Origin of the sequence: Arenimonas sp., from assembly GCF_036275555.1 — a bacterium.
GTDB lineage: Bacteria > Pseudomonadota > Gammaproteobacteria > Xanthomonadales > Xanthomonadaceae > Arenimonas.
On sequence record NZ_DASUDO010000006.1, the window covers coordinates 38,672 to 61,951 of the forward strand.

Here is a 23,280-nt window from a genome sequence, read left to right on the forward strand (position 1 = left end):
TTCATGGGTCAGTCCCCCCGTTCCGAGGCAGAGATGAGCTTGAGCGCTTCATCCGCAGTTTCAGCCAGGTTGTAGAACGCCCAGCGAGCATCGTCCACGTTGAATGCATCCGCGCTCGATCCCATCATCGAGATGCCCCGGATTTGCTTGAGCATGACCTCGACCTGGCCCAGGTCCCAGGCGCTGATTGGCGGGATTGGTGAATCCTTAGAGGTTGCTACACTTTCAGTTGCCATGATCGTTCTCCATTGGAACGGTTGTGGAAGGCCGCCCGGGTGTCACTAGCACCCGGGCTGGCCGCTTGAAGGGCTAGGCCCTCTTGCTCTTGATTGGCCGCACCTTGCCGCTGCTCGTTGCAGCATCCAAGTAGTTGGCCCACTCTTGCATCATCTTTTTGCGCTCGGGCATGTAGGACGCCTGGTTGTAGCTGGCCCGCACCTTGTTCCGCTCCCGGTGAGCCAGCTGGCGCTCGATAACATCCGGGCGATACCCCAGCTCGTTGAGTAGGGTTGAAGCCGTGGCCCGAAACCCGTGGGCAGAGAAGTGACCGCCGTATCCCATCCGCTCCAATGCGCGGTTTAGCGTGGTGGGCGACATATCCCGCTTGGGGTCACGCAGATTGGGGAACAGCTGGGGGCGCCCACCGGCCTCTGCCTTCAACTGGCGAAGCAGCTTCACCGCCTGGCGGGACAGCGGGACCACATGGGGCTCCCCCATCTTCATCCGGTCGGCAGGGATTCGCCATTCGGCGGCGTCCAGATCGAACTCCGCCCAGCGGGCGCCGCGCAACTCACCAGGCCGGACGAACGTCAGCAACAGCAGGCGCAGGGCCGTGGACACCGGGAGGCCACTTTGGGACGCATCCAGGCGATCCAGGAATAGTCCTAGCTCCTTTTGAGACAACGGGCGCTTGTGCTGGGTCTTGGGCTTACGGACGGCGCCGCGGAGCGCGGCGGCAGGGTCGGCGTCGGCCCTGAGCGTGGCCACGGCGTAGCGGAAGACCGCAGAGGCCCACTGACGGACCAGCAGTGCGATGGACGGGGCGTCCCTCTTCTGAATGTCCTTGAGGATGCCCAGCAGGTGGGCAGCGGTCACGGCACGGATCGGGAGGCCACCAATCCGGGGGAAAACGTCGGCTGCAAGAATGGTCTCTACTTGCTGGCAGTAATAGGCAGACCAGTGATCTCGGTTTTGGGCTATCCACTCCCGGGCCACGGCCTCAAAAGTGTTGGCCGCCTCGGTGGCTGTGACGAGGCGGGAGGCCTTCCGGTGCTGGGATGGGTGGATGCCCTCCTTGACCAGCCGGCGCGCGGCATCGCGAAGCTCCCGGGCCTGCTGGAGGGTGACGCCCGGGTAGTCGCCGATCGCGTACAGATTCTCAGCCCCAGCAATCCGGTAGCGGAAGCGCCAGAGCTTGGAGCCAGTCGGCGTGACCAACAAGTACAGTGACCCGCCATCAGGCAGCTTGTATGCCTTGGCCTGCGGCTTCGCGTTTCGTATTCCGGTGTCTGTGAGTCGGGCAGCCATTGCACACCAAAAGCGGGTATCCGTACCCCCGACTATACCCGCATCTCACTTGGCTGCAAGTGGCCCCGGCAGGACAGCATGGGACACTATGCTGGCTATATGAAGCCTTTTCCCTCTCAACTTGGATGGCTCGGAACTCGTCAGATCACCAATGCCTGTTATCGATCATCAACAGCATTGGTAAGGCCGGCCGTCGCGGAAAAGAGCGCAAGTATAGGGCGGACGAAGGCTCGATGCCGCCCTTTCCGGCCGGGACCGGGCGCCCGGGACGGCCGGTGGGGCCGCCGCCGGGCGCACGGGCCATGCCTAGGCCGTGGTGGGGGCCGCGCTGCCGCGGGACTTCCACAGCGAATAGCCGATGCCGCCCGCCAGCAGGGCCACCGTGACGCCGAGGCTCAGCTCCGCGGGCATCTTGCCGTCCCACAGCCAGTCGCCGAGCAGGATCTTGGCGCCGATGAAGACCAGCACCAGCGCCAGCGCGTACTTGAGGTAGTGGAAGCGGTGCACGACCGCCGCCAGCGCGAAGTAGAGCGCCCGCAGGCCGAGGATGGCGAAGATGTTCGAGGTGTAGACGATGAACGGATCGGGCGTGATGGCGAAGATGGCCGGCACCGAGTCGATCGCGAACACGACGTCGGCCAGCTCCACCAGCACCAGGCACAGGAACAGCGGCGTCGCGAACCAGGCCAGCTTGCCGGTGGCGCCGTCGGGCAGCTTCACCCAGAAGCGTTCGCCGTGCAGCTCGTCGGTCACCCGCAGACGCCGGCGCAGGAACTTCAGCACGCGGTTGTCCGCGAGGTCGGGCTGGTGGTCGATCGCGAACAGCATCTTGATGCCGGTCGCGATCAGCAGCACCGCGAACACGTACAGCACCCAGGCGAAGTTCATCACCAGGGCCGCACCCGCGCCGATCATGATCGCGCGCAGCACGATCACGCCCAGGATGCCCCAGAACAGCACGCGGTGCTGGTGGATACGGGGCACCGCGAAGTAGGCGAAGATCATCGAGATGACGAACACGTTGTCCAGCGCCAGCGCCTTCTCGACCAGGTAGCCGGTCAGGTACAGGGTCACCGCTTCCCAGGCGCGGGCCTCGGCGGTCGGCAGGGCCGCGATCTGCGGATCGAGGGCGCCCTCGCCGCCGTAGGCGCGGTAGATGAACCAGACGGCGACCGCCCACAGCAGGCCGAGGCCGATGTAGAGCGCCGACATCCACAGGCTTTCCTTCACTTCGATCTCGTGGGCGTCGCGGTGCAGCACGCCCAGGTCGAAGACAAGAATGGCCAGTACGACGGTGATGAAGGCCAGCCACACCCAAACGGGCATGCCGAGCCAGATTCCAGCAAGGATTTCCATGGTCAAGTTCCCAGGCAGGTCGAAGGTTCGATGCCAGGCGCCGCCGTTCGGGCAGAAACATGGGGAGCAGCGGGCCAGGGCGTCGTGTCGTCGACTACGACATCGCCGTGCTTTGCGCACGACCAGAGGGGCCCGCAGTCATGCGGGAAGTTGCGGGGCATGCCGTGAAAGCCCGGTGAAGTGACTTTCCGGGGCGCCCCCGGGCCGGCCCGTGGGGCGACTAGGGCGCCGCCACTTCCACCCGGTTCCGCCCGTTGCGCTTGGCACGGTAAAGCGCGTCGTCGGCCGCGGCCAGCAGGCGCTCGGGAGCCTTGAGCAGGTCGCCCTGGCGCCCCCACAGCACCGCCACGCCCACGCTGATCGTCACCGGCACCGCGGTGCGGCCCACGGAAATCGGTCCCGCGTTCTCGATGCAGGCGCGCAGGCGCTCGGCCAGGGGCATGGCCTCCGACATCGGCGCCTCCAGCGCCAGCACCGCGAACTCCTCGCCGCCCACGCGGGCCAGCAAGTCGCCGCCGCGGACGTTTTCCTCCAGCAGCATCGCCACCCGGCGCAGCACGGCGTCGCCGGCGGGATGGCCGTGGGTGTCGTTGATGACTTTGAAGTGGTCGATGTCCATCGTCACCAGCGCCAGCGGCTTGCCCTTCTCCCCGCAGCGAATCACTTCGCGCGCCAGCTGGTCGCCGAAGTGGCGGCGGTTGGCGAGGCCGGTCAGGCCGTCGGTCATGGCCAGCACTTCGAGCTGGGCATTGGCTTCGCTGAGCTCGACGGTGCGCTCGCGCACGCGCTGCTCGAGCTGCTGGGTGAGCGCGGTGAGCTCGCGCTCGTGCGCCGTGAGTTCCTCCACCAGGCCGCGCAGCGCGCCGGTGAGTTCGCGCGCCTCGCGGTAGCCGCGCTCGGGCGGGAAGGTCGCATCCGGCTCGCCGGCCTGCAGGCGCCGCGCCGCGGCGGCCAGCGCCTGCAGCGGCGTGCCGATCTGGCGCGCCAGCAGGAACGCCACCAGCAGGAACACGAGGGTCAGCGCCACCGACACCAGCCAGATCTGGCGCCGCAGGTCGGCCACCGGCGCGAACGCCAGCTCGGCGTCCTTGCGCACCAACACCGCCCAGCCCAGGCTTTCGAACAGCGGGCGACCGCGCGTCCTTGCATAGCCGGTGAGGTAGTCGCGGCCGTCGGGCCAGGTCTCGAGCACGAAGCCAGGCGGCCCCGCGCGCACGGCCCGTCCGCTGGAGACCTCGAGCAACCGGTCGCGCCAGCCCTCGGGACCCAGCACGACCATGCCGTCGTTGTTGAGTACGAACACCTCGACCGGATCGCGTCCGATCTGGCCGGCGATCAGGTCCCGCCGCAGCCGCTCCGCCCATTCCGAGGACAGGTGCGCGCCCACCACGCCCACCGGCACCCCGAAATCGTCGTGCACCGGGGCGGCGACGTCGATCAGGCGCAGCGGGTCATCGGCCGGGGAATCGATGTACTTCTGCAGCAGCACCGCGTCGCGGATGTCGCCGACGAAGGGGTCGCGCAGCCCGGCCTTGAACCAGGGACGCGCCGACACGTTCTCGCCTTCCAGCATGCCGCGGCTGGCGACACGGACGACGCCGGTGGCGTCGGCGATGCCGATCCAGGCGTAGTCGCGATAGGTCAGCTGCATCATGTCGAACATGGCGCGCAGCGTTTCCTGGTTCGCCTCCGGCTCGGCGATGCCGGGCTGCAGCGACAGCGTACGCATGTCGTTGAGGCGCTCGTAGAGACCCTCGTCCATCCGCTCGGCCAGCGCGCCGGCGTTGGCGGCGAGGCGCAGGCCGATGTCGTACTCAAGCTCGTCGCTGGCGGCCCGCTCGACCAGCACCGACAGCACGCCGACCAGCAAGACCGCCAGCAGGCCATAGCTCAGGCCCAGCCAGGCCCGCAGGCCGGCGCGGCGTGGCCGCAGCCGCTCGATCAAGCCGCGGACGCGCGGACCCATCCGCGGCTAGAGCCCGCCGGCCGCCTGGGCCACGGCGCGGAACAGCGCGCGGCCCTTGTTCATCGTCTCGTCCCATTCCTTTTCGGGATCGGAGTCGTGGACGATGCCGGCGCCCGCCTGAACGTGCAGGCGGCCGTCCTGGATGACGGCGGTGCGGATGGCGATGGCGGTGTCGGCGTCGCCCCACCAGTTGAGGTAGCCGACGGCGCCGGAATAGATGTTGCGCTTCACCGGCTCGAGTTCGCGGATCACCTCCAGCGCGCGGATCTTCGGCGCGCCGCTGACGGTGCCGGCCGGGAAGGTGGCCTTGATCACTTCGGCGAAACCAACGCCCGGGCGCACCTGGCCGCGCACTTCGCTGACGATGTGCATCACGTGCGAATAGCGCTCGATGATGAAGCGATCAGGCACGGTGACGCTGCCCGGCTCGGCGACGCGGCCGACGTCGTTGCGGCCCAGGTCGATCAGCATCAGGTGCTCGGCGCGCTCCTTCGGGTCGGCCAGCAGCTCGGCCTCGAGCGCCGCGTCGGTTTCGGCGGTGGTGCCGCGCGGACGGGTCCCCGCGATCGGCCGCACGGTGATCTCGCCGCCCTGCAGGCGCACCAGGATCTCGGGCGAACTGCCCACCACCTGGGTGCCGCCCAGGTCGAGGAAATACATGTACGGCGACGGGTTGAGCGCGCGCAGCGCCCGGTACACGTCCACCGGCCGCGCCCGGAACGGCACGCTCATGCGCTGGCTCAGCACCACCTGGAAGATGTCGCCGGCGCGGATGTACTCCTTCGATTTCTCGACCGCGGCCAGGAAGCCGTCCTTGGTGAAGCCGGACACGAAGTCCTGCTCGCTCAGCAGCGAGGGATCGAGCACGTCCGGGTAGCTGCGGCCGGAGTGGCGCAGGCGATAGACCAGCTCGTCGAGCCGGCGCACGGCCTTCGCGTACGCCTGCGGCTCGGCAGGATCGGCGTGAACGATCAGGTACAGGCGGCCCTTGAGGTTGTCGAACACCGCCACTTCTTCGCTCAGCAGCAGCAGCGCGTCGGGCGTGCCGAGCTGGTCGGGCTTGTCGCCACCGGCCAGCCGCTTCTCGATCCAGCCGATGGTCTCGAAGCCGAAGTAGCCGACCAGGCCGCCCGTGAAGGCCGGCAGGTCCGGCATGCGCGGCACGGTGAACGATTCGCGCAGGCGGTCGACTTCCGCCAGCGGGTCTTCGAGCTGGCGGGTCTCGGTGAGCTCGCCGTGCTCCCGCACTTCCAGCGTGTGGTCGCGGAAGGTGTAGGTGCGCCGCGCAGGCAGGCCGATGATGGAATAGCGGCCCCAGGTTTCGCCGCCTTCGACGGACTCGAACAGGTAGGTATGCGGGCCGTCCGCCAGCTTCAGGTACACGGACAGCGGCGTATCGAGGTCCGACAGCACTTCACGGACGACGGGGATGCGGTTGTGGCCTTCACCGGCCAGGCGCTTGAACTCTTCGGCGGAAATCACGGGGCAAGCCTTTGCGGACAGGCCCCAAGTATAGCCACCGCCCCGTGTAGGAGGGACTTCAGTCCCGAAGCTTTCCGGCGAGGAGCAACGGGACTGAAGTCCCTCCTACAGAGACCGGGGGATGTCGCGGAGGTGGAGGGTGAACTCGACGCCGTCGCCGGCGGGCAGGTTGCGGGCGTCGGCGTGGCCGCGGTGGAGCTCGGTGATGAGCTTGGCGATGTGAAGACCGAAGCCCAGGTGCGTGCCGCCCTCGTCGCGCTGCGGCTTGGCCCGCAGGCTGACCAGGGAATCGAACAGCCGCGACTGCATCGCCTCCGGCAGCCGCGGGCCCGCGTTGGCCAGCGCGATGCGCGCGCCCTCGCCCTCCGCGGCCAGCGACAAGCGAACCCAGCCCTCGGGCGGGCAGAAGCCGCGCGCGTTGTCCACCAGTTTGTCCAGCGCCTGCACCACCAGCTCGGGCGAGCCGCGCAGCGGCAGCGGCGCCGCCGGAAGCTCGACCTGGAATTCACGCGGCGCCAGCAGCGACCGGTAGCCTTCGGCGCAATCGGCAAGCAGCGCCCGCAGGTCGAAGTCCTCGGGCTCGACCGCCGAGATCGCGTGCTCGATGCGCGTGACCTCGCTCATGGTGCGCACCAGCGTGCCCATGCGCTCGATGCCGTCGCGGGCGCGGCCGACGTAGGGCCGCGCCTCGGCCGGCAGGTCGGCCGAATCAAGGTTGTCGAGCGAAGTGCGGACGATCGCCAGCGGCGTATTGAGCTCGTGCGAGAGCTTGCCCGACAGCGAGCGCAGGTAGTCGGTATAGCCCGCGACCTGGTCCAGCAGGCTGGCGAAGCTGCGCGAGAGGTCGCCCACCTCGTCGCGCGCGGCCGTGACCGGGAAGCGCGTGACGCGGCCCTCGCGGTCCAGCGCCTGCTCGGCGGCGTCGCGCAGGCGTCGGATGCGCGTGCCCAGCCGCGAGGCGAACAGGAACAGCAGCCCGAACGAACCCAGGAACACCACGAAGCTCACGCCGAGCAGGCCGGAGAACGCGCGGTCGGTAAGCAGCAGCACTTCCGAATTCGAGCGCTCGAGCAGCAGCGCGGCGCGCACCTGGCCATCCACCCGCACCGGCACCGCGGCCGACAGCAGCAGGCGCGCGCCGGAAGGATCGCGGCGCCAGGCCGTGCCGGGCTGGCCGGCGATGGCATCGGCGACTTCGGCGCGCAGCACGCGGCGCGCGTCGGCGGGCTCGCTGGCGGTGGGCAGCGTGTCGCGGAACAGCAGCGCGCGATACAGCCCGCGGCGCCACGGCAGCAGGTCGTCTTCGGTAGTGTCGGCGCCGACCGCGCCGGCGCGCGCCATCACCCAGGCCGCGCGGTCGGCCAGCACCACGCGCATGCCCGGCGGCGCCAACGCCGCCAGCGTGGGCTCGAGGCCGCCCACGTAGCCGTGCACGGGGCGACGCTGCAGCGTGCCGTCCGCGTCCAGCGTGCCGGCCAGCCGCCGCTGGCCGCCGGCGTCGAGGTCGCGCGCCTCCAGGCCCAGCGTGCGCACGGCGAAGGCCTGGGGCAGCGCCAGTTCGACCGTGTAGCCCTCGGCATGCTCGCGCCAGAAGCCTTCGATGCGGATCGGCGGCGGCAGGCCGTCCTCGCCGGCCACGCGCAGCGCGCCCGTTTCGCTGTTGGCGAGCCGCAGGCGCAGTTCACCGGAGGGGCCGGAAAGATGCAGGCGCAGGCGGTCGTACTCGAGGTCGCCGGGCCAGTGCGCCTCGCCGCGCTGGCGGCTGGCGTCGCGCACGTCGAGCAGCAGGTGCAGGCGCTCGTTGCTGCGGCCCAGGGTCACCCGGAGCCAGGGCGTCGGGGCGCCGAACGCGTAGGGATCGACCTCGGCGCCCTGCCAGTCGCCGGCCTCGCCGTCGAGCCGCGGCGCGAACGCCAGCCGGTGCGCGAACCAGCCCTCGCCCGCCGGCGGCAGGCTGGCCGGCCGCACCGCGATGCCGCGCGCCAGCGCCTCGGCCGAGGCCAGCAGCGCCTGCTCCTGGCCCTGGCGCAGCAGGAACTCGAGCTGCTGCACGAACTTCCAGCCCGCCCACGGCAGCGCAAGCACCGACAGCGAAAGCAGCAGCAGCTTGGCGCGCAGGGTCACGTCAGGCGCGCCAGCGGTAGCCGGCGCCGTGCACGGTGTCGATCTCGTCGAAGGTGGCGTCGAGCGCCTGGAACTTCCGGCGGATGCGCTTGATGTGCGAGGTGATCGTGGCGTCGTCCACGACCACCTGCGCCTCGCGCATCAGCTGGTCGCGCGACTTCACGTGGCCGGGATAGCGCACCATCGCGTGCACCATCCAGAACTCGGTGACGGTGAGCGCCACCTCGGCCTCGTTCCAGCACACGCGCATGCGCTCGAGCTCGAGCGTGAGCGCGCGCAGGCGGTAAACCGACTCGCGCGCCTGCGGCGCGGCCAGCGAATCGAGCCGGCGGAACAGCGCGTGGATGCGGGCGGTCAGCTGCGGCAGGCTGGTGTCCTTGCTGAGGTAGTCATCGGCGCCCAGGCGCAGCCCAGAGATCACATCGAAGTCGGAGTCGCGCGCGGTCAGGAACAGGATCGGCAGCGTGGCCGAGCGCGCGCGCAGCTCGCGGCAGAGGTCGAAGCCGCCCTCGGGCTCGTCGCCCAAGCCCACGTCAATGATCACGAGGTCAGGCAGCTTCAGCGCGAACGCCGCCTGCGCCTCGGCGCGGCTGGCATGCGGCTGGACCGCGTAGCCGTGCCGGCGCAGGGCTTCGGCGTAGTTGGCGCGGATGGCGGGTTCGTCTTCGACGATGGCGACGGTGCGTGACATGGCGGCCAGCCTAGGCCAGCGCGCGGGGCGGCGGCAACGGATTGCCCGCAAATCGCCACAACTCGTCGGCGTCCTGCCCGAACCGGGCCCGGCGCCGGGCAGGCGGCGGCCGCGCAATGGCAGCGTCCCCAAGGAGCACCGCCATGCACGCCCGAGAAACCCGCAAGCCCCGCCTCTTCCGCCCACGCCCGGCGCCCGCGCAGCCGCTGGTCTGGCTGTACCTGGTCGCCACGCTGGTGCTGGCCCTGGTGTTCGCCCTCGCCCCGGCCCGCGCCAGCGAGTTCGACCCGGAGCCCGACCCCGAACCCGAAGGCCTGCAGATGAAGATCGGCGACGAGTGGGTCGCCACCCTGGCCATGGACACCACCGTGGACATGCAGGTGCGCGGCCTGCTGGCCGAAGTAACGGTGCGCCAGACCTACCGCAACGACGCCAGCGAATGGCGCGAGGGCCGCTACCTGCTGCCGCTGCCCGAGAACGGCGCGGTTGGCGCGCTCACCCTGCGCGTCGGCGACCGGCTGATCGTGGGCGAGATCCGCGAGAAGGCCGAAGCCGAGGCGATCTACCAGGCCGCGGCCGCCAGCGGCCAGCGCGCCAGCCTGGTGTCGCAGAACCGCCCGAACCTGTTCCAGACCCGCGTGGCCAACATCGGCCCGGGCGAGGAAGTGGAGATCGAGGTGCGCTACTGGCAGCCGGTCGCCTTCCGCGACGGCGCGTTTTCGCTGCACCTGCCGCTGACCCTGACCCCGCGCTACGAAGGCACGCGCGAAGCCGCGGGCCTGCTCGACCCGGCCAGCCGCCCGGCCGCGCTGCCGGTCGCCGACGAAGCGATCGTGCGCAGCGGCGCGCTGCCGCCGACGGTGGCGCTGAGCGTCGAGATCGAGCCGGGCCTGCCGCTCAAGAGCCTCACCAGCCCCAGCCATGCGATCACCGTGTCGGCCGAGGGCAGCACCTACCGGGCCACGCTGGCCAACCTCGTTGACGCTAGCGACCGCGACTTCCTCCTGCGCTGGGAGCCCGTGCCCAGCCGCGCGCCGCGCAGCGCCGTGTTCACCGACACCTTGGACGGCGAGTCCTTCGCGATGCTGATGCTGGTGCCGCCCACGCTGCCGGGGGCGCCGCTGCCGCGTGAACTGATCCTCGTGATCGACAACTCCGGCTCGATGTCGGGCGCGTCCATGGAACAGGCGATCGAGGCCGCCGACCGCGCGCTGTCGCGGCTGCGCCCGGGCGATCGCTTCAACGTGGTGCGCTTCGACGACAGCTTCGAGCTGCTGTTCCCGGACGCCGTGGCCGCCGAGCCGGGCAACGTGGCCCGCGCCCGCAGCTTCGTGCGCTCGCTGCAGGCCGAGGGCGGCACCGAGATGCTGCCGGCGCTGCGCGCGGCGCTGGCCGGCCGGGCGCCGGCGGGCTACCTGCGCCAGGTGGTGCTGGCCACCGACGCCGCGATCGGCAACGAAGACGAACTGCTGCGCCTGATCGAAGCCGAGCGCGGCGAATCGCGCCTGTTCCCGGTCGGCATCGGCAGCGCGCCCAATGGCCACTTCCTGCGCAAGGCGGCCGAAGCCGGCCGCGGCACCCAGACCCTCGTCCGCAACGTCGAGGAAGTCACCGAAGTGATGGACGGCCTGCTGGCGAAGCTCGACCGGCCGGCGATGCGCGACATCACGCTGGCCTGGCCGGGCGCGGCCGAGATGCATCCGGCGCGCGTGCCCGACCTGTACGAAGGCGAGGTGCTGCAGGTGGTGGCGCGCGTCGAAAACCTGCAGGGCACGGTCGCCGTGAGCGGCCTGCGCCCGCAGCCCTGGACGCGCCAGCTGAAGCTGTCGGGCGGCTCCGCGGTGCCGGCCCCGGGCATTGGCCGGCTTTGGGCGCGCGCGCGCATCGACACGCTGGAGGATGCGATGCGCCGCGGCGAGAAGGAGTCCGAGATGCGCGCGCAGATCGTCGACACCGCCCTGCGCCACGGCCTGGTGAGCCGCTACACCAGCCTGGTGGCCGTGGACAAGACCCCGGCGCGCCCGGCCGGCGAGGCCATGGGCAGCTCGCAGGTGATGAACGCCACGCCTGAAGGATCCCTGCAATTCGCGCAGGGCAGCATGGGCTGGCTGCGCGAGCTGCTGCTGGCGCTGGCGATGGCGCTCGCGTCCTTCCTGCTGCTGCGCGGGAGGGCCTGAGCCATGGTCGCCCGCGTCATCGCCTGGATCGTCTGCACCGCCCTGCTTTGCCTCCTGCGCGAACCCGCGCAGGCCTGACCCCGGAGGTTTGCCATGGTCCTGATCGTCGAACGCCGTGATCTTCCCCCGCTGCCGCCGCTGGCGCCGGTGCCCGACCCGGGCCCGCGCTCGACCGAACGCGCGCTGCGCCACATGCACTGGCACTTCGTGCCCGCCGACGCCAGCCCGCTGCTGCGGCGCCGGCCGGTGCCCCTGGTTTCCCCGCGGACGGCGCAGGAGGCGCCGTGATTTCCCCCGTCGCCAGCCCCGCATCATGGATGCACCCTCGGGACAGGGAAGTCCCACCACCGCGGCTGCGCCGCTGGCTGGGCCGGGGGCTGATGCTGGCGGCGCTGGCGCTGGGCGGCCACGCCGCCTGGCTGCCGGCCAAGGCGATGCTGGCGCAGCAGCTGCTCGACCGCGCCTGGGAAACGAGCCTGGCCGACGGCGCCGCGCATCGCCCCTGGCCCTGGGCCGACACGCACCCGGTGGCGCGCCTCGGCGCGCCGCGACTGGGCATCTCGCAAATCGTACTGGCCGGCGACGCGGGCCGGCCGCTGGCCTTCGGGCCGGGCTGGGCCGAAGCCAGCGCCGCGCCGGGCGCCACCGGCACGACCATCATCAGCGGCCACCGCGACACGCACTTCCGGTGGCTCGAACACCTGCGCGACGGCGACTGGGTCTCGCTGGAATCCGCCGCGGGCCCGCGCCGCTACCGCGTCACCGCCCGCGAGGTCGTGGACTCCCGCACCACCCGCATCGCCACCTCATCCACCGACCAGCTCGTGCTGGTCACCTGCTGGCCCTTCAACGCAACCGCCCCCCGCGGCCCGATGCGCTACGTCGTCACCCTCGCGCCGATCTAGGTTAGAGCGGTATTGACGCGGATTCACGCGGATGAACGCGGATAGAGCGAGAGCAGATCAATTAGGTGAAGAGGCGATAAAAAGGGGTCAGAGTGAATATTCGATTGAAACGAATATTTACTCTGACCCCTTTTTCTGTCTTGGCGGGCGCGATGGAGTTTCAGCTTCGGGTAACCACTCCCGCTTCTGCTCTATCCGCGCTCATCCGCGCAAATCCGCGTCGAAAAATCACTCCCCCCGGGCGGACGCGACAGCAGCACGCATGCGGGCGATCACGTCGGCGTAGTCGGGGGCGTTGAAGATGGCGGAGCCGGCGACGAAGGTGTCGGCGCCCGCCGCGGCGATGGCGGCGATGTTGTCGGCCTTGACGCCGCCGTCGATCTCCAGCCGGATCGGCTTGCCCAGCTTGTCGATGCGGTCGCGCACGCGCTTGAGCTTGTCCAGCGCCGACGGGATGAAGGCCTGGCCGCCGAAGCCGGGGTTGACCGACATCAGCAGCACCAGGTCGAGTTCGGGCAGCACGTAGTCGAGCACCTCGAGCGGCGTCGCCGGGTTGAGCACCAGGCCGGCCTGGCAGCCGTGCGACTTGATCAGCTGCACGGTGCGGTGCACGTGCTCGCTGGCCTCGGGGTGGAAGCTGATGATGCTCGCGCCCGCGGCGGCGAAGTCGGGGACGATGCGGTCCACCGGCTTCACCATCAGGTGCACGTCGATCGGCGCGGTGACGCCGTGCTTGCGCAGCGCCTCGCAGACCAGCGGGCCGATGGTGAGGTTGGGCACGTAATGGTTGTCCATCACGTCGAAGTGCACCCAGTCCGCGCCGGCGGCGAGCACGTTGTCCACTTCCTCGCCCAGCTTGGCGAAATTGGCGGACAGGATGGACGGGGCGATCAGGCAGGACGACATGGCGGGACCCGGCAGCGGCGGGCGCGGCCCGCGGACGGCCCATTCTACCGGGCCAGCGACGCGGGCCGGGGCCGCCGTGGGAGCGACGCCGCCGGGCCTCGCGGGCGCGACCCGGGCCCTGCATCCGGCGGCCCCTTTGGGTGCGTAGGGCAGGGGTCGGAGACAGCCGACGCCCCTTTGCCCAGGAGTCCCCCCACGATGAAGACCTCCCTCGCCCTGCTGATCAGCCTCGGCCTCGGCGCCGCCGGTGCCGCCCAGGCCCAGTCCCCCTGGAACGGCGCCTACGTCGGCGGCCACGCCGGCCCGTCCACCCAGGCGGATGCCCGCGGCGAAGCCATCCTGTTCGACACCAACCTCGACGGCGCCTTCGGCGACACCGTGCGCACCGCGGCGGGCGCGAACGCGTTCTCGCCCGGCTTCTGCGGCGGCGGCGCCAACGGCCCCACGCCCGCCAGCGGCTGCCGCAGCAACAGCGACGACGACAACGACGACTACGGCCTGCGCCTGGGTTACGACTGGCAGGACGGTGCCCTCGTCTACGGCGTGCTGGGCGAAGTGGCGCGCGGCGGCCTCACCGACAGCGTCGCGGCCTTCAGCACCACGCCGGCCTTCTACACGATGCGGCGCGAGCTCGAGACCAGCTATGCCCTGCGCGGCCGCGTCGGCTTCAGCTTCGGCGACAACCGCAACCTGCTCTACGCCACCGCGGGCTACGCCTGGGCGTCGGTGTCCAACGACTTCAGCACCAGCAACGGCGTCAACACCTTCGTGGCCAACGGCGACAGCGATGCCTCGGGCGCGCAGTACGGCGTGGGCTACGAGCGCCGGCTCGGCGAGGCGTTCTCGGTGGGGCTGGAGTACCTGCGCACCGACTTCGAGGACGAGGACTATCGCGTGCGGGCGCAGGGCCCGGCGCCGGCCACCAATCCCTTCCTGCTGGTGAATCCCAACGGCACCGACTTCCGCCGCGGGAACAGCGACATCGAAGTCGAAAGCGTGCGGCTGACGCTCAACTACCGCTTCTGAGCCACGCGGCGCCGCGGGTGGGGCGGCCCTTCCCCTGGGGCCGGCCTACTTGCGGCGCTGCTTCTGGATGCGCTCGTAGGCGGCGTTGATCTCGCGCGCCTTGTCCTCGGCCTGCTGCCGGATCTCGGGCGCCACGCCGCCTAGGCGGTCGGGATGGTACTGCGCGATCAGCCGGCGGTACGCGCCCTCGACCTCGGCCTCGCTGGCGTCGCTGGTGAGGCCGAGGATTTCGTAAGGGTCGTACTTCTTGCGGCGGAACCAGTCGGCGTCCAGCGCGTGGCCCAGCAGCAGCCCCAGGGCGGCGCCCGCCGGATGGCGCAACAGCAGCCAGCCCGCCACGAAGCCGAGCAGCTTGCCGTAGTACCTCATCGCTGGCCCCCGCCGACGAAGCCGGGCTGGGCCGCGTACCAGGCCGCCAGGGCCTCGATGTCGCGCGGCTGCAGGGTGTTGGCGAGGCTGGTCATCGGCACTTGCTGGCGTTTGCCGCTGCGGTAGTCGGCCAGCGAGCGCTCGAGGTAGAGCCGGTCCTGGCCGCCGATGTGCGGCGTGCCCGGCGCGCGGCCGGTGCCGTCCTCGCCGTGGCAGGCGACGCAGAGACCGAGCTTGGTGGGCTTGGGCGGCAGGGCCGGGGCGGTGGCCGGAGCCGCGAGGCTGGCCAGCAGGAGCAGGGCGGGCGTGGTCATGGGCCGGATTCTAGCAGCGCGTCCTGCGTGTACGGCGTCATGGCCGGGCCGCCCGCCTTACAATGGCGGCCTCCCCCGTGCCCGCGAGCCCGCCGTGCCCACCACCCTGCACACTTCCGACCTGCCCGGCCTGACCCTGCTCCACCGCGGCAAGGTCCGCGACGTGTACGAACTGCCGGGCAACCGCCTGCTGATGGTCGCCACCGACCGGCTGTCGGCCTTCGACGTGGTGCTGCCGGACCCGATCCCGGGCAAGGGCGAGATGCTGTGCCAGATCAGCAACTTCTGGTTCGACAAGACCGCGCACCTGGTGCCCAACCACCTTACCCACGAGGACGTGGCCAGCGTGCTGCCGGCGGGCGTGGACCCGGCGCTGTACGCGAAGCGCGCCGTCGTGACCAAGCGCCTCAAGCCGGTGCCGGTGGAGGCCATCGCCCGCGGCTACCTGATCGGCAGCGGCTGGAAGGACTACCAGCGCTCGGGCGCCCTGTGCGGCATCGCCCTGCCCGCCGGCCTGCAGCAGGCTCAGCAGCTGCCCGAGCCGATCTTCACCCCGTCCACCAAGGCGGCCGTGGGCGACCACGACGAGAACGTCAGCTTCGCCCACGTGGTGTCGCTGGTCGGCGCCGACCTGGCGATGCAGGTGCGCGACGCGACGCTGGCGATCTACCGGTTCGCGGCGGCGTATGCGCTGGAGCGCGGCATCATCATCGCCGACACCAAGCTCGAGTTCGGCCTGGACGAACACGGCGTGCTGCACGTGATGGACGAGATGCTGACGCCGGATTCCTCGCGCTTCTGGCCGGCCGACCAGTACCGGGTCGGCATCAGCCCGCCCAGCTATGACAAGCAGTTCGTGCGCGACTACCTCGAGACCCTGGACTGGAACAAGACGGCGCCCGGCCCGAAGGTGCCGGCCGAGGTCATCGAGGGCACGCGCCGCAAGTACGCCGAGGCCCTGGACCGCCTGGCCGACCTGCGCCTGGACTGATGCCGGGCCCCGGGGGCGGGGCTATGATGGGCCGTCCCCGAAACCCCGGAGCACGACCATGGCCACGTCCCCCGACCTGATCGATACGCCCGACCCGCGGCGCCCGGTCGACCGCTGGCTGTCGAGCTATTCAGGCGACCACGTCAACCCGACCAACCAGTCCATCCACCTGCTGTGCGTGCCGGCGATCGTGTGGTCGGTGACGGCGGCGTTGTGGGTGGTCCCGGTGCCGACGGCACTCGTGAACCAGGGCGCCTGGATGGCGGTGGGCATGTTCCTGGCCTGGGCCTGGTACTGGCGGCTGTCGCGGCCGCTGGCGATCGGCATGCTGGTGGTGTTCGTGGCCTTCGGCTTCCTCAACCGCGCGCTCTGGATGGCGCTGGGGTCGCAGGGTTTGCTCTGGCTGGCGATCGGCGTGTTCGTCGTGGCCTGGATCGGGCAGTTCATCGGCCACAAGATCGAAGGCCGCAAGCCGAGTTTCCTCACCGACCTGAGCTACCTGCTGGTCGGGCCGCTGTGGACGCTCGACAAGCTCTATCGCAAGCTCGGCTGGCAGCACTGACTGCAAAAACGAATGTGGGAGGGACTTCAGTCCCGATGCCCTTCACCGAAAAGCATCGGGACTGAAGTCCCTCCCACAGGTCGAACGTGCTGCCGTATCAGCCGGCCATCGCGGCCGCGCCGACGCCCATCATGCCGATGATGATGCCGATCACGATGCTGGCCACGAAGCCCAGCACCACCATCGCCACCAGGTACAGCAGCGACACCAGGCAGGAGCGGCCGTAGCCGATGGCCTGGCCGGTCGGCGACTTGATCAGCAGGTTGATGAAGAACGCGGTGATGAACAGCGCCGCGAGCAGGCTCACGCCCATGATGCCCAGCGACGCCATCATCATGCCGGCCGCCGCCGCCTCGTTGCCCATCGAGGACGGATCGGTCATGCCGGCACCGACGCCCATCACCATGGTCAGCGCCATTTGGATGATGAAGCCCACCACGCCGGACAGGAACACCACCAGGATCGACTTGCCGTAGCTCGGCGAGAAGCCCTGCAGCAGGCGCACGCTGAACTTCAGGATCAGGCCACCCACCAGCAGGCCCAGCACCAGCATTACCGCGAAGATCACCAGGATCATGCCCCCCAGGGCAGCCATCTGTTCCATTGAAACTCTCCCCATTGGATACTCGGATGCGCGTTGCGCCCGCCGACTCTGCCCGAGCGCCGCGCCAGCGGCAAGCCATCCCCCGCCACTTGCCTTCCCACTCCCCCGCATCGGTAACCGGCATGCCCCTCCGCGACTTGCTCCTGGCGCTCCTGGTGTGCGTGGCCTGGGCCGGCAACTTCCTGACCTCGGCGCTGGCGCTGCGCGAGATGCCGCCGCTGCTGTTCACCGGCCTGCGGCTCGCGCTGCTGGCGCTGCTGCTGGGCGCCTTCCTGCGCCGCCCGGCGCCGGGCCAGTGGCCGCGGCTGCTGGCGATCGCGCTGTGCATGGGCGTGCTGCACTTCGGCCTGAGCTTCTGGGCGATCAAGCTCGCCGGTGACCTGTCCTCGCCGGCGATCGTGATGCAGAGCTACGTGCCGATGTCGGTGCTGCTGGCCTGGGCGCTGCTGGGCGAGCGCTTCGCATGGCGCACCGGCACGGCGATCGCTTTGAGCTTCGGCGGCGTGCTGGTGCTCGGCTTCGACCCGCTGGTGCTCGACAACCCCGAATCGCTGGTGCTGATGCTGGTGTCGGCGTTCTTCCTCGCGGTCGGCACGGTGCTGATGCGGGGCCTGGGTGGCGTCGATCGCTACGGCATGCAGGCCTGGACCGCCGTGCTGGGCGTGGGCCCGATGCTGGCGCTGAGCCTGTGGCTGGAGCCGGGCGGTTTCGAGGCCATCGCGGGCTTCAGCGGGCAGGCCTGGTTCGGCGTGGCCTACGCGGCCATCGTCGCGTCGCTGCTGGGCCACGGGATCTACTACTCGCTGGTGCAGCGCCACGCGGTGGCGAAGGTCATGCCGTGGCTGCTGCTGACGCCGGTCTTCGCGGTTGCGCTCGGGGTCCTGGTCTGGGGCGATCGCCCGGGCCCGAAGCTGTGGCTCGGCGGGGCGATGACCCTCGCCGGCATCCTGCTCATCGCCCTCCGCAGCCTCGCCAAGTCCCGTCCCGTTCCTACCCCCGAAGAACTTTAGGGCGTGGCGCCGGCGTCACCGCCCACGGGCACAAAAAGGAAGGCGGGCCGAGGCCCGCCTTCCAAAGCTTCCGACGCAGCAGGGGTCAGAGCTTGGCGACCCAGTCGTCCTTTTCGCGCGGGCGCAGCAGCCAGCGGCACAGCGCCGGCAGGAAGATGATCGCCGCGACCATGTTCACCACGAACATGAAGGTGAGCATGATGCCCATGTCGGCCTGGAACTTGAGGTCGGAGAAGATCCACATCGCCACGCCCACGGCCAGCGTCAGCGCCGTGTAGAAGATCGCGATGCCCGTGGTCTTGAGCGCCACGAAGTAGCTCTCCGCGACCGTCCGGCCCTGCAGCATCGACTCCCGCATGCGCGCGAAGATGTAGATGCCGTAGTCCACGCCGATGCCCACGCCCAGCGCCACCACGCACAGCGTGTTGACCTTCATGCCGATGTCGAGCTCGACCATCAGCGAATGGCCCAGCTCGGTCACCAGCACCAGCGGCGCCAGCACGCAGAGCGCGGCCAGCGGGTTCTTGAAGCTGATCCAGCACATCACGAACACCGCCGCGTAGAGCAGCATCAGGATCATGTGCTCGGACTCGCGCACCGTGTCGTTGGTGGCGGCGGCGACGCCGACGTTGCCGGTGGCCAGGCGCAGGTTCACCTGGTCGGAGGTGAACTCCGGGTTCTCGGCGGCCTGCTCGGCCAGCTGCAGGCGCAGGTTGCCGGGCACGTAGGCGTCGTTGGCCTCGCGGAACTCCTTCACCGCCGCGACCACGCGGTCGATGGTGGTGGCCTGGTGGTCGGAGGTGAAGATGGTGATTGGGATCGCGCTGCAGTCGGCGTTGAGCAGGCCCGAGTCGGTCTCGAAGCTCTGCGTGGCCTGGCGCAGCGTATCCGGGTCGCGCGGGAGGACGCGCCAGCGCACCGAGCCGTCGTTCCAGCCGGCGTTGACGATCTTGGCCGCGGCCGGCAGCGTGATGACCTGCTCCACGCCTTCCACGTTCTCCATGTGCCAGGCAAACCGGTCGATGGTCTCCATGGCGGCGAAGCTGGTGGTGCAGGCCGACGGCGCCGCCTCCGCGATCACGTTCATGATGTCCACGCCCAGCGCGAAGCGCTCGGCGATCAGCACCGCGTCCTGGTTGTAGCGGGCGTCCGGGCGCAGCTCGGCCACGCCCTTCTGGGCGTCGCCGATCATCACCTTGTTGCCGTGCTGCCAGGCGAAGAACCACACCACGAGGCCGATCAGGATCACCGCCGCGGCCGGGCCGGGCTTGGACAGGCGCGACAGCGCCGCCCAGATCTTGTCGAAGCGCGTGAGCTGGCGCAGGCGGAACTCGCGCTTGCGGTCGATGTTGCGCAGGCGCGTGTAGCTCAGCAGCACCGGCAGCAGCACCAGGTCGGTGAGGATGGTCAGCGCCACGCCCACGGTGGCGGTGATGGCCAGCTCGCGCACCATGTCGATCGGGATGACCATGATGGCGCCGAAGCCGATGCAGCCGGCGATCAGGGCCACGGTGCCCGGCACCAGCAGCATGCGGAACGACAGGCGCGCGGCCTCCAGCGGATCCACGGCGTCCTTGGCGCGGGCGCGCAGCTCCTCGACCGTGCCCTCCTCCAGGCCGCCGAAGAAAATCTCGCCGCGGAAGCGGTTGATCATCTGTTCGCCGTGGCTCACCGCGATCGCGAAGATGAGGAAGGGCGTCAGCATGTTCATCGGGTCGATGCCGAAGCCCATCAGCTTCAGCGCGCCCAGCATCCACACCACCGACACCAGGGCCGCGGCCACGGTCAGGCTGGCCAGCTTCACCGAGGTGGAGTAGAGGAACAGCAGCAGCCAGGTGAAGGCGATGGTGACCGCGAAGAACTTGATGACCGAGCGCGCGCCGTCGCTGATGTCGCCGACGACCTTGGCGAAGCCGATGATGTGGACGGTGTGGTTCTCGTCCTCGTACTTGGTGCGGATGGCCTCGAACTGCGCCGCCACTTCCTGGTAGTCGACCTTGTTGACGTCGCTTTCCGGGATCAGGTCGGCCCAGATCATCGCGCCGGACCAGTCCTTGGCGACCAGGCGGCCGACGATGTTGGCCTTGACGATGTTGCCGCGGATGGCCTGGAAGTCCTCGGGCGTGGACTGGAAGCCCTCGACGTTCGGGGTGAAGGTCTGCGGGATGACGTTGCCGCCGGACAGGCCGTCCTCGACCACCTCGATGAAGCGCACGTTCGGCGTGAACAGCGAGCGCGAGCGGGCGTCGTCGGTGGAGTCGAGGTTGATGACGTCGTTGGTGACGTTCTCCAGGGTCTTCATGAACTCCTGGTCGAACATGTCGCCGTCCTTCGCGATCACGGCGACCAGCACGCGGTTGGCACCGCCGAACTCGGCCTCGTAGTCCTGGAAGGTCTGCATGTACTCGTGCTGCAGCGGCACCTGCTTCTTGAAGCCGGCGTCGACCTCGAGTTGCATGGCGAAGTAGAGCATCGCCACGGTGATCGCCGTGAAGACGATCAGGACGAGCGGCCGGTTGCCGAAGACGATCTTCTCGGCAAAACGGGCGAAGGGGCCGGGCTGGGCGTTGGGCAGGCTCATTGCTACTCCGTCACTTCGGGCGGTACAGGTCGGCGCCCTTGTCGCCGATCACGAGGTATGCGGCGTCGTCCACCGGCAGCACGCCCGACAGCAGCGGCGTTTCGCCGGTGCCCATCTCGTAGGCGGTGGCGGTGAACGGCGTATCGGCGTCGGGGCGCGTCAGGATGGCGCCGTTGGCGCCGACCAGCACCGCGCCGCCGCCGGGCAGCGCGTGGCCGCCCATCAGGCTGGTGGTGATGCCGGTCTCGACCTCGGTCCAGGTATCGCCGAGGTCGCGGGACTCGAGCACGTTGCCGCGCAGGCCGAACACCAGGATGTGGTCGTCCTCCCACGTCAGCACGCCGAACATCGAGCCCTCGTAGGGCAGGCGCTTGCTTTCCCAGGTCTCGCCGCCGTCGCGCGAGCGCATGAAGGTGCCGCGCTCGCCGGCGATCACCAGCGCGCCGGAGCCGGCGCGGGCCATGGCGTTGAGGTGCGGGTCGGACTCCGCGTCGAGCATCAGGTCGTCGTCGCTGAAGGTCCAGTCGTCGGCCTCGGCGACTTCATCGGACGCGGGTTCGGGCTCGGCCGCCGCATCGTCGGCGGCACCGCCCAGCACGCTGCGCGGGGTCCAGGTGACGCCGCCATCGCTGGTGACCAGCATCAGGCTGTAGGCGCCGATCGCGAAGCCGTTGCGCGCGTCGGTGAACAGCAGGTCCATCACCGGCACGCCTTCGCTTGGGTCGACGAGGTCGTAGCTCCAGGGCGCGGCGCGACGACGGGTCCAGGTCTGGCCGCCGTCGGTGGAATGGACGATGACGCCGTCGTGGCCGGCGGCCCAGAGCACGCCATCGGCGGTGGCGATCGTGGTGAGCGTGGCGCGGGTCGGCACCTTGGCCTGGGTCCAGGCCTGGCCGTCTTCCGAGACCAGGACATGGCCGCGTTCGCCCACGGCGAAGAAGCCGGCATTGGTGCGCACCACGTCCAGCAGCAGCGAGCGGCTGGCGCGCGGCAGGATCTCGGCGTCGAGCAGCACCGGGTCGGTGGCGGCGACGGGAGCGGACGGCTCGACGGAGGCTTCCGGAGCGGCGTCCAGGCCGGGGTCGGCTTCGGCCGTCTCGGCGGCAGCCTCCTCGGCGGGAATCTCGGGCTCGGGCGACTGCGCGGACAGCGGCAGCGCCAGGGCCAACAGCAGGGCGCCGGTCAGGCGCGAACGACGAAGGGGGATCGCTGGCATTTCTTCCTCCACCTGGGCCCGCGCCATTCGCGGGCCCCTGAACGCAGCCGCGCCCTTTCGGGCGCGGCTGGTGAATCAACCACTGGGGATCAGCGAACGCCCGCGGTGCGGAGGTTCTGCGGCGAGTAGTTCGCCGGGGTGCTCTGGTAGCCGAAGTCGCGCGGCTTGTCCTCGTTGTCCAGCAGGCCGGTGATGTAACGGCCGGACTTGAGGTCGTGGTGGGTCTCGAGGGTGGACCAGAAGGTCGGCACCTCGTAGTAGTTGATCGACGGCGCGTCGGAGTAGCGCCACAGGTTGCCCTGGCCGTCGTAGTGGTCGGTCAGCAGGATCTGGTAGCTGTCCTCGTCCAGGTAGAAGGTGCGGCGGCTGTTGATATGGCGCTGGCCGGCCTTGAGCTTGGCCTCGACCACCCACACGCGATGCAGCTCGTAGCGCATGAGGTCCGGGTTGAGGTGGCCCGGGCGGATCAGGTCGCGGACCTTGGCCTTGTCGCTGTGGGCCCGGTACGAGTTGTACGGGACCAGCATTTCCTTCTTGCCGACCACGGTCCAGTCGAAGCGGTCCATCGCGCCGTTGAACATGTCGGTCATGTCATTGGTGCGCAGGCCGTCGGACGCGGTGCCCGGGTTGTCGTAGGCGACGTTCGGGGCGCGGCGCACGCGGCGCTGGCCCGGGTTGTACACCCACGCCTGGCGCGGCGCGGCGGCCGCGTTCAGGGTTTCGTGCACCAGCAGCACCTGGCCGGCGAGGCGGGCCGGGCCGAGCACTTCCTGCTTGAAGTACAGCAGGATGTTGTTGATGTTCTCGGTGGTGTTGCCCGGCTTGTAGTACAGGCCCAGGATTTCCTCGCGCAGCTTGATCAGCGTGAACGCACCGCCGGCCGTCGGGGCCGCCTGGTTCGAGTAGCTGACCACCGACAGGCCCTTGTACTTGAGCTTGTGGTTCCAGATCAGCTCGTAGGCGTTCTGCGGGATCGGGAACGGGATGCCCTCGGCGCAGCCCTGGATGCCTTCGCCATTGGCGACCAGCTTGCACTGGGTCGCGTTGCGCTTGGTGAAGTCATAGGTGCGCTGCGGGAACGAGGCGCTGCGGCGGGTCGGGTACACGTCCATGCGGAAGGTCGGGTACTTGGCGAACATCGCCTTCTGGCCCGGCGTCAGCACTTCGCCGTACTGGGCGACGTTGGCGCGGGTGACCGAGTACAGCGCCTTGTCGGCCGCGAACGGATCCGGATGGAAGGTGCCCACGCGGAAACCCGCGGGCGGGCGGACGATGCCGCCGTCCCACGCCGGGATGGTGCCCGCCGCGTTGCCCGCCTTCTCGGCGCCGATCGGGGTCAGGCTCTGGCCGAGCTTGGCCGCTTCCTGCGCGCTGACCGCGGCCTGCGCGGCGCCGCTGCCCAGCACGATCGCGCCGACGAGTGCGGTCAACGCGTGCTTCTTGATGATTTTCATCCTCTGCCTCCCTGTTGGC

At 69.8% G+C, this 23,280-nt stretch carries 21 protein-coding genes; 7 read left to right on the forward strand and 14 right to left on the reverse strand.

The annotated features are described in order from the left end of the window. Positions 1-8: 8 nt before the first annotated feature. The 7 genes from VFV21_RS01160 to pdsR form a co-directional block, all read right to left on the reverse strand. Entirely contained in the window at positions 9-236 is a 228-nt protein-coding gene (locus VFV21_RS01160) for a hypothetical protein (RefSeq protein ID WP_329667727.1), read from the reverse strand. A 73-nt stretch (positions 237-309) separates the two neighbouring features. Next, positions 310-1,527: a tyrosine-type recombinase/integrase gene (locus tag VFV21_RS01165; protein ID WP_329667728.1), complete on the reverse strand. Its 1,218-nt coding sequence runs from the start codon at positions 1,525-1,527 to the stop codon at positions 310-312. Between the two features lie 306 nt (positions 1,528-1,833). Continuing rightward, positions 1,834-2,853, reverse strand: coding sequence for a TerC family protein (locus VFV21_RS01170; protein WP_329667729.1), 1,020 nt, complete (start codon positions 2,851-2,853; stop codon positions 1,834-1,836). Positions 2,854-3,103: 250 nt separating this feature from the next. Next, complete coding sequence (locus VFV21_RS01175; protein ID WP_052574984.1) at positions 3,104-4,849, reverse strand: sensor domain-containing diguanylate cyclase; 1,746 nt, start codon at positions 4,847-4,849, stop codon at positions 3,104-3,106. A gap of 6 nt (positions 4,850-4,855) precedes the next feature. Beyond that, positions 4,856-6,331 (reverse strand): anthranilate synthase component I, encoded by a 1,476-nt coding sequence (trpE, locus tag VFV21_RS01180; RefSeq protein WP_329667730.1) that lies wholly within the window; start codon positions 6,329-6,331, stop codon positions 4,856-4,858. A 105-nt stretch (positions 6,332-6,436) separates the two neighbouring features. Further along, entirely contained in the window at positions 6,437-8,455 is a 2,019-nt protein-coding gene (locus tag VFV21_RS01185) for an ATP-binding protein (RefSeq protein ID WP_329667731.1), read from the reverse strand. A 1-nt stretch (position 8,456) separates the two neighbouring features. Beyond that, positions 8,457-9,146, reverse strand: coding sequence for a proteobacterial dedicated sortase system response regulator (gene pdsR / locus VFV21_RS01190; RefSeq protein WP_034209992.1), 690 nt, complete (start codon positions 9,144-9,146; stop codon positions 8,457-8,459). A 143-nt stretch (positions 9,147-9,289) separates the two neighbouring features. Between pdsR and VFV21_RS01195 the strand changes: the two genes are divergently transcribed. The 3 genes from VFV21_RS01195 (at position 9,290) to VFV21_RS01205 (ending at position 12,228) form a co-directional block, all read left to right on the forward strand. Next, positions 9,290-11,323 carry a marine proteobacterial sortase target protein gene (locus VFV21_RS01195; RefSeq protein WP_329667732.1) on the forward strand — a complete coding sequence of 678 codons (2,034 nt, stop codon included), beginning with the start codon at positions 9,290-9,292 and terminating at the stop codon, positions 11,321-11,323. Positions 11,324-11,416: 93 nt separating this feature from the next. Continuing rightward, positions 11,417-11,611 carry a hypothetical protein gene (locus VFV21_RS01200; protein ID WP_034209993.1) on the forward strand — a complete coding sequence of 65 codons (195 nt, stop codon included), beginning with the start codon at positions 11,417-11,419 and terminating at the stop codon, positions 11,609-11,611. A gap of 92 nt (positions 11,612-11,703) precedes the next feature. Then, the gene (locus tag VFV21_RS01205) at positions 11,704-12,228 is read left to right on the forward strand and encodes a class GN sortase (RefSeq protein ID WP_052574986.1); all 525 of its coding nucleotides are present in this window, start codon (positions 11,704-11,706) and stop codon (positions 12,226-12,228) included. A gap of 228 nt (positions 12,229-12,456) precedes the next feature. Here VFV21_RS01205 and rpe read toward each other — a convergent pair whose 3' ends face one another. After that, positions 12,457-13,134, reverse strand: coding sequence for a ribulose-phosphate 3-epimerase (gene rpe / locus VFV21_RS01210; protein ID WP_329667733.1), 678 nt, complete (start codon positions 13,132-13,134; stop codon positions 12,457-12,459). Positions 13,135-13,332: 198 nt separating this feature from the next. On the opposite strand from rpe, the gene VFV21_RS01215 reads away from it, so the two are divergent. Continuing rightward, entirely contained in the window at positions 13,333-14,160 is an 828-nt protein-coding gene (locus tag VFV21_RS01215) for an outer membrane protein (protein ID WP_329667734.1), read from the forward strand. 45 nt (positions 14,161-14,205) lie between these two features. On the opposite strand, the gene VFV21_RS01220 is transcribed toward VFV21_RS01215, so the two are convergent. Together VFV21_RS01220 and VFV21_RS01225 are read right to left on the reverse strand one after the other, a co-directional pair. Next, positions 14,206-14,529, reverse strand: a complete 324-nt coding sequence (locus tag VFV21_RS01220) for a J domain-containing protein (RefSeq protein ID WP_329667735.1) — start codon at positions 14,527-14,529, stop codon at positions 14,206-14,208. Further along, positions 14,526-14,843, reverse strand: a complete 318-nt coding sequence (locus VFV21_RS01225; RefSeq protein WP_329667736.1) for a c-type cytochrome — start codon at positions 14,841-14,843, stop codon at positions 14,526-14,528. The genes VFV21_RS01220 and VFV21_RS01225 overlap by 4 nt, the downstream gene beginning before the upstream one ends. Before the next feature lie 94 nt (positions 14,844-14,937). On the opposite strand from VFV21_RS01225, the gene VFV21_RS01230 reads away from it, so the two are divergent. Next, complete coding sequence (locus VFV21_RS01230; protein ID WP_329667737.1) at positions 14,938-15,834, forward strand: phosphoribosylaminoimidazolesuccinocarboxamide synthase; 897 nt, start codon at positions 14,938-14,940, stop codon at positions 15,832-15,834. A gap of 58 nt (positions 15,835-15,892) precedes the next feature. Beyond that, complete coding sequence (locus VFV21_RS01235) at positions 15,893-16,396, forward strand: DUF962 domain-containing protein (protein ID WP_084590549.1); 504 nt, start codon at positions 15,893-15,895, stop codon at positions 16,394-16,396. A gap of 97 nt (positions 16,397-16,493) precedes the next feature. Here the strand turns inward: VFV21_RS01235 and VFV21_RS01240 are convergent, their stop codons facing one another. Continuing rightward, positions 16,494-16,991: a hypothetical protein gene (locus VFV21_RS01240; protein WP_329667738.1), complete on the reverse strand. Its 498-nt coding sequence runs from the start codon at positions 16,989-16,991 to the stop codon at positions 16,494-16,496. 131 nt (positions 16,992-17,122) lie between these two features. Here VFV21_RS01240 and VFV21_RS01245 point away from each other — a divergent pair, with 131 nt between their 5' ends. Then, the gene (locus tag VFV21_RS01245) at positions 17,123-18,010 is read left to right on the forward strand and encodes a DMT family transporter (RefSeq protein ID WP_329667739.1); all 888 of its coding nucleotides are present in this window, start codon (positions 17,123-17,125) and stop codon (positions 18,008-18,010) included. Positions 18,011-18,095: 85 nt separating this feature from the next. On the opposite strand, the gene VFV21_RS01250 is transcribed toward VFV21_RS01245, so the two are convergent. The 3 genes from VFV21_RS01250 to VFV21_RS01260 form a co-directional block, all read right to left on the reverse strand. After that, on the reverse strand, positions 18,096-20,591 hold the full coding sequence (locus VFV21_RS01250) for an efflux RND transporter permease subunit (RefSeq protein WP_052574987.1): 2,496 nt from the start codon (positions 20,589-20,591) through the stop codon (positions 18,096-18,098). A gap of 10 nt (positions 20,592-20,601) precedes the next feature. Then, the gene (locus VFV21_RS01255; protein WP_329667740.1) at positions 20,602-21,807 is read right to left on the reverse strand and encodes a WD40/YVTN/BNR-like repeat-containing protein; all 1,206 of its coding nucleotides are present in this window, start codon (positions 21,805-21,807) and stop codon (positions 20,602-20,604) included. An 89-nt stretch (positions 21,808-21,896) separates the two neighbouring features. After that, a complete protein-coding gene (locus VFV21_RS01260; RefSeq protein WP_156968845.1) occupies positions 21,897-23,261 on the reverse strand; it encodes a DUF1329 domain-containing protein in 1,365 nt (454 codons plus the stop codon). Positions 23,262-23,280: the final 19 nt, after the last annotated feature.

Bases quoted from the DNA above. Each gene is read 5' to 3' on its own strand.
- VFV21_RS01260 (WP_156968845.1), bottom strand. From the start codon at position 23,261: ATGAAAATCATCAAGAAGCACGCGTTGACCGCACTCGTCGGCGCGATC.
- VFV21_RS01250 (WP_052574987.1), bottom strand. From the start codon at position 20,591: ATGAGCCTGCCCAACGCCCAGCCCGGCCCCTTCGCCCGTTTTGCCGAG.
- rpe (WP_329667733.1), bottom strand. From the start codon at position 13,134: ATGTCGTCCTGCCTGATCGCCCCGTCCATCCTGTCCGCCAATTTCGCC.
- VFV21_RS01220 (WP_329667735.1), bottom strand. From the start codon at position 14,529: ATGAGGTACTACGGCAAGCTGCTCGGCTTCGTGGCGGGCTGGCTGCTG.
- pdsR (WP_034209992.1), bottom strand. From the start codon at position 9,146: ATGTCACGCACCGTCGCCATCGTCGAAGACGAACCCGCCATCCGCGCC.
- VFV21_RS01170 (WP_329667729.1), bottom strand. From the start codon at position 2,853: ATGCCCGTTTGGGTGTGGCTGGCCTTCATCACCGTCGTACTGGCCATT.
- VFV21_RS01215 (WP_329667734.1), top strand. From the start codon at position 13,333: ATGAAGACCTCCCTCGCCCTGCTGATCAGCCTCGGCCTCGGCGCCGCC.
- VFV21_RS01160 (WP_329667727.1), bottom strand. From the start codon at position 236: ATGGCAACTGAAAGTGTAGCAACCTCTAAGGATTCACCAATCCCGCCA.
- VFV21_RS01235 (WP_084590549.1), top strand. From the start codon at position 15,893: ATGGCCACGTCCCCCGACCTGATCGATACGCCCGACCCGCGGCGCCCG.
- VFV21_RS01240 (WP_329667738.1), bottom strand. From the start codon at position 16,991: ATGGCTGCCCTGGGGGGCATGATCCTGGTGATCTTCGCGGTAATGCTG.
- VFV21_RS01255 (WP_329667740.1), bottom strand. From the start codon at position 21,807: ATGCCAGCGATCCCCCTTCGTCGTTCGCGCCTGACCGGCGCCCTGCTG.
- VFV21_RS01195 (WP_329667732.1), top strand. From the start codon at position 9,290: ATGCACGCCCGAGAAACCCGCAAGCCCCGCCTCTTCCGCCCACGCCCG.
- VFV21_RS01245 (WP_329667739.1), top strand. From the start codon at position 17,123: ATGCCCCTCCGCGACTTGCTCCTGGCGCTCCTGGTGTGCGTGGCCTGG.
- VFV21_RS01165 (WP_329667728.1), bottom strand. From the start codon at position 1,527: ATGGCTGCCCGACTCACAGACACCGGAATACGAAACGCGAAGCCGCAG.
- VFV21_RS01200 (WP_034209993.1), top strand. From the start codon at position 11,417: ATGGTCCTGATCGTCGAACGCCGTGATCTTCCCCCGCTGCCGCCGCTG.
- VFV21_RS01175 (WP_052574984.1), bottom strand. From the start codon at position 4,849: ATGGGTCCGCGCGTCCGCGGCTTGATCGAGCGGCTGCGGCCACGCCGC.
- VFV21_RS01205 (WP_052574986.1), top strand. From the start codon at position 11,704: ATGCTGGCGGCGCTGGCGCTGGGCGGCCACGCCGCCTGGCTGCCGGCC.
- VFV21_RS01225 (WP_329667736.1), bottom strand. From the start codon at position 14,843: ATGACCACGCCCGCCCTGCTCCTGCTGGCCAGCCTCGCGGCTCCGGCC.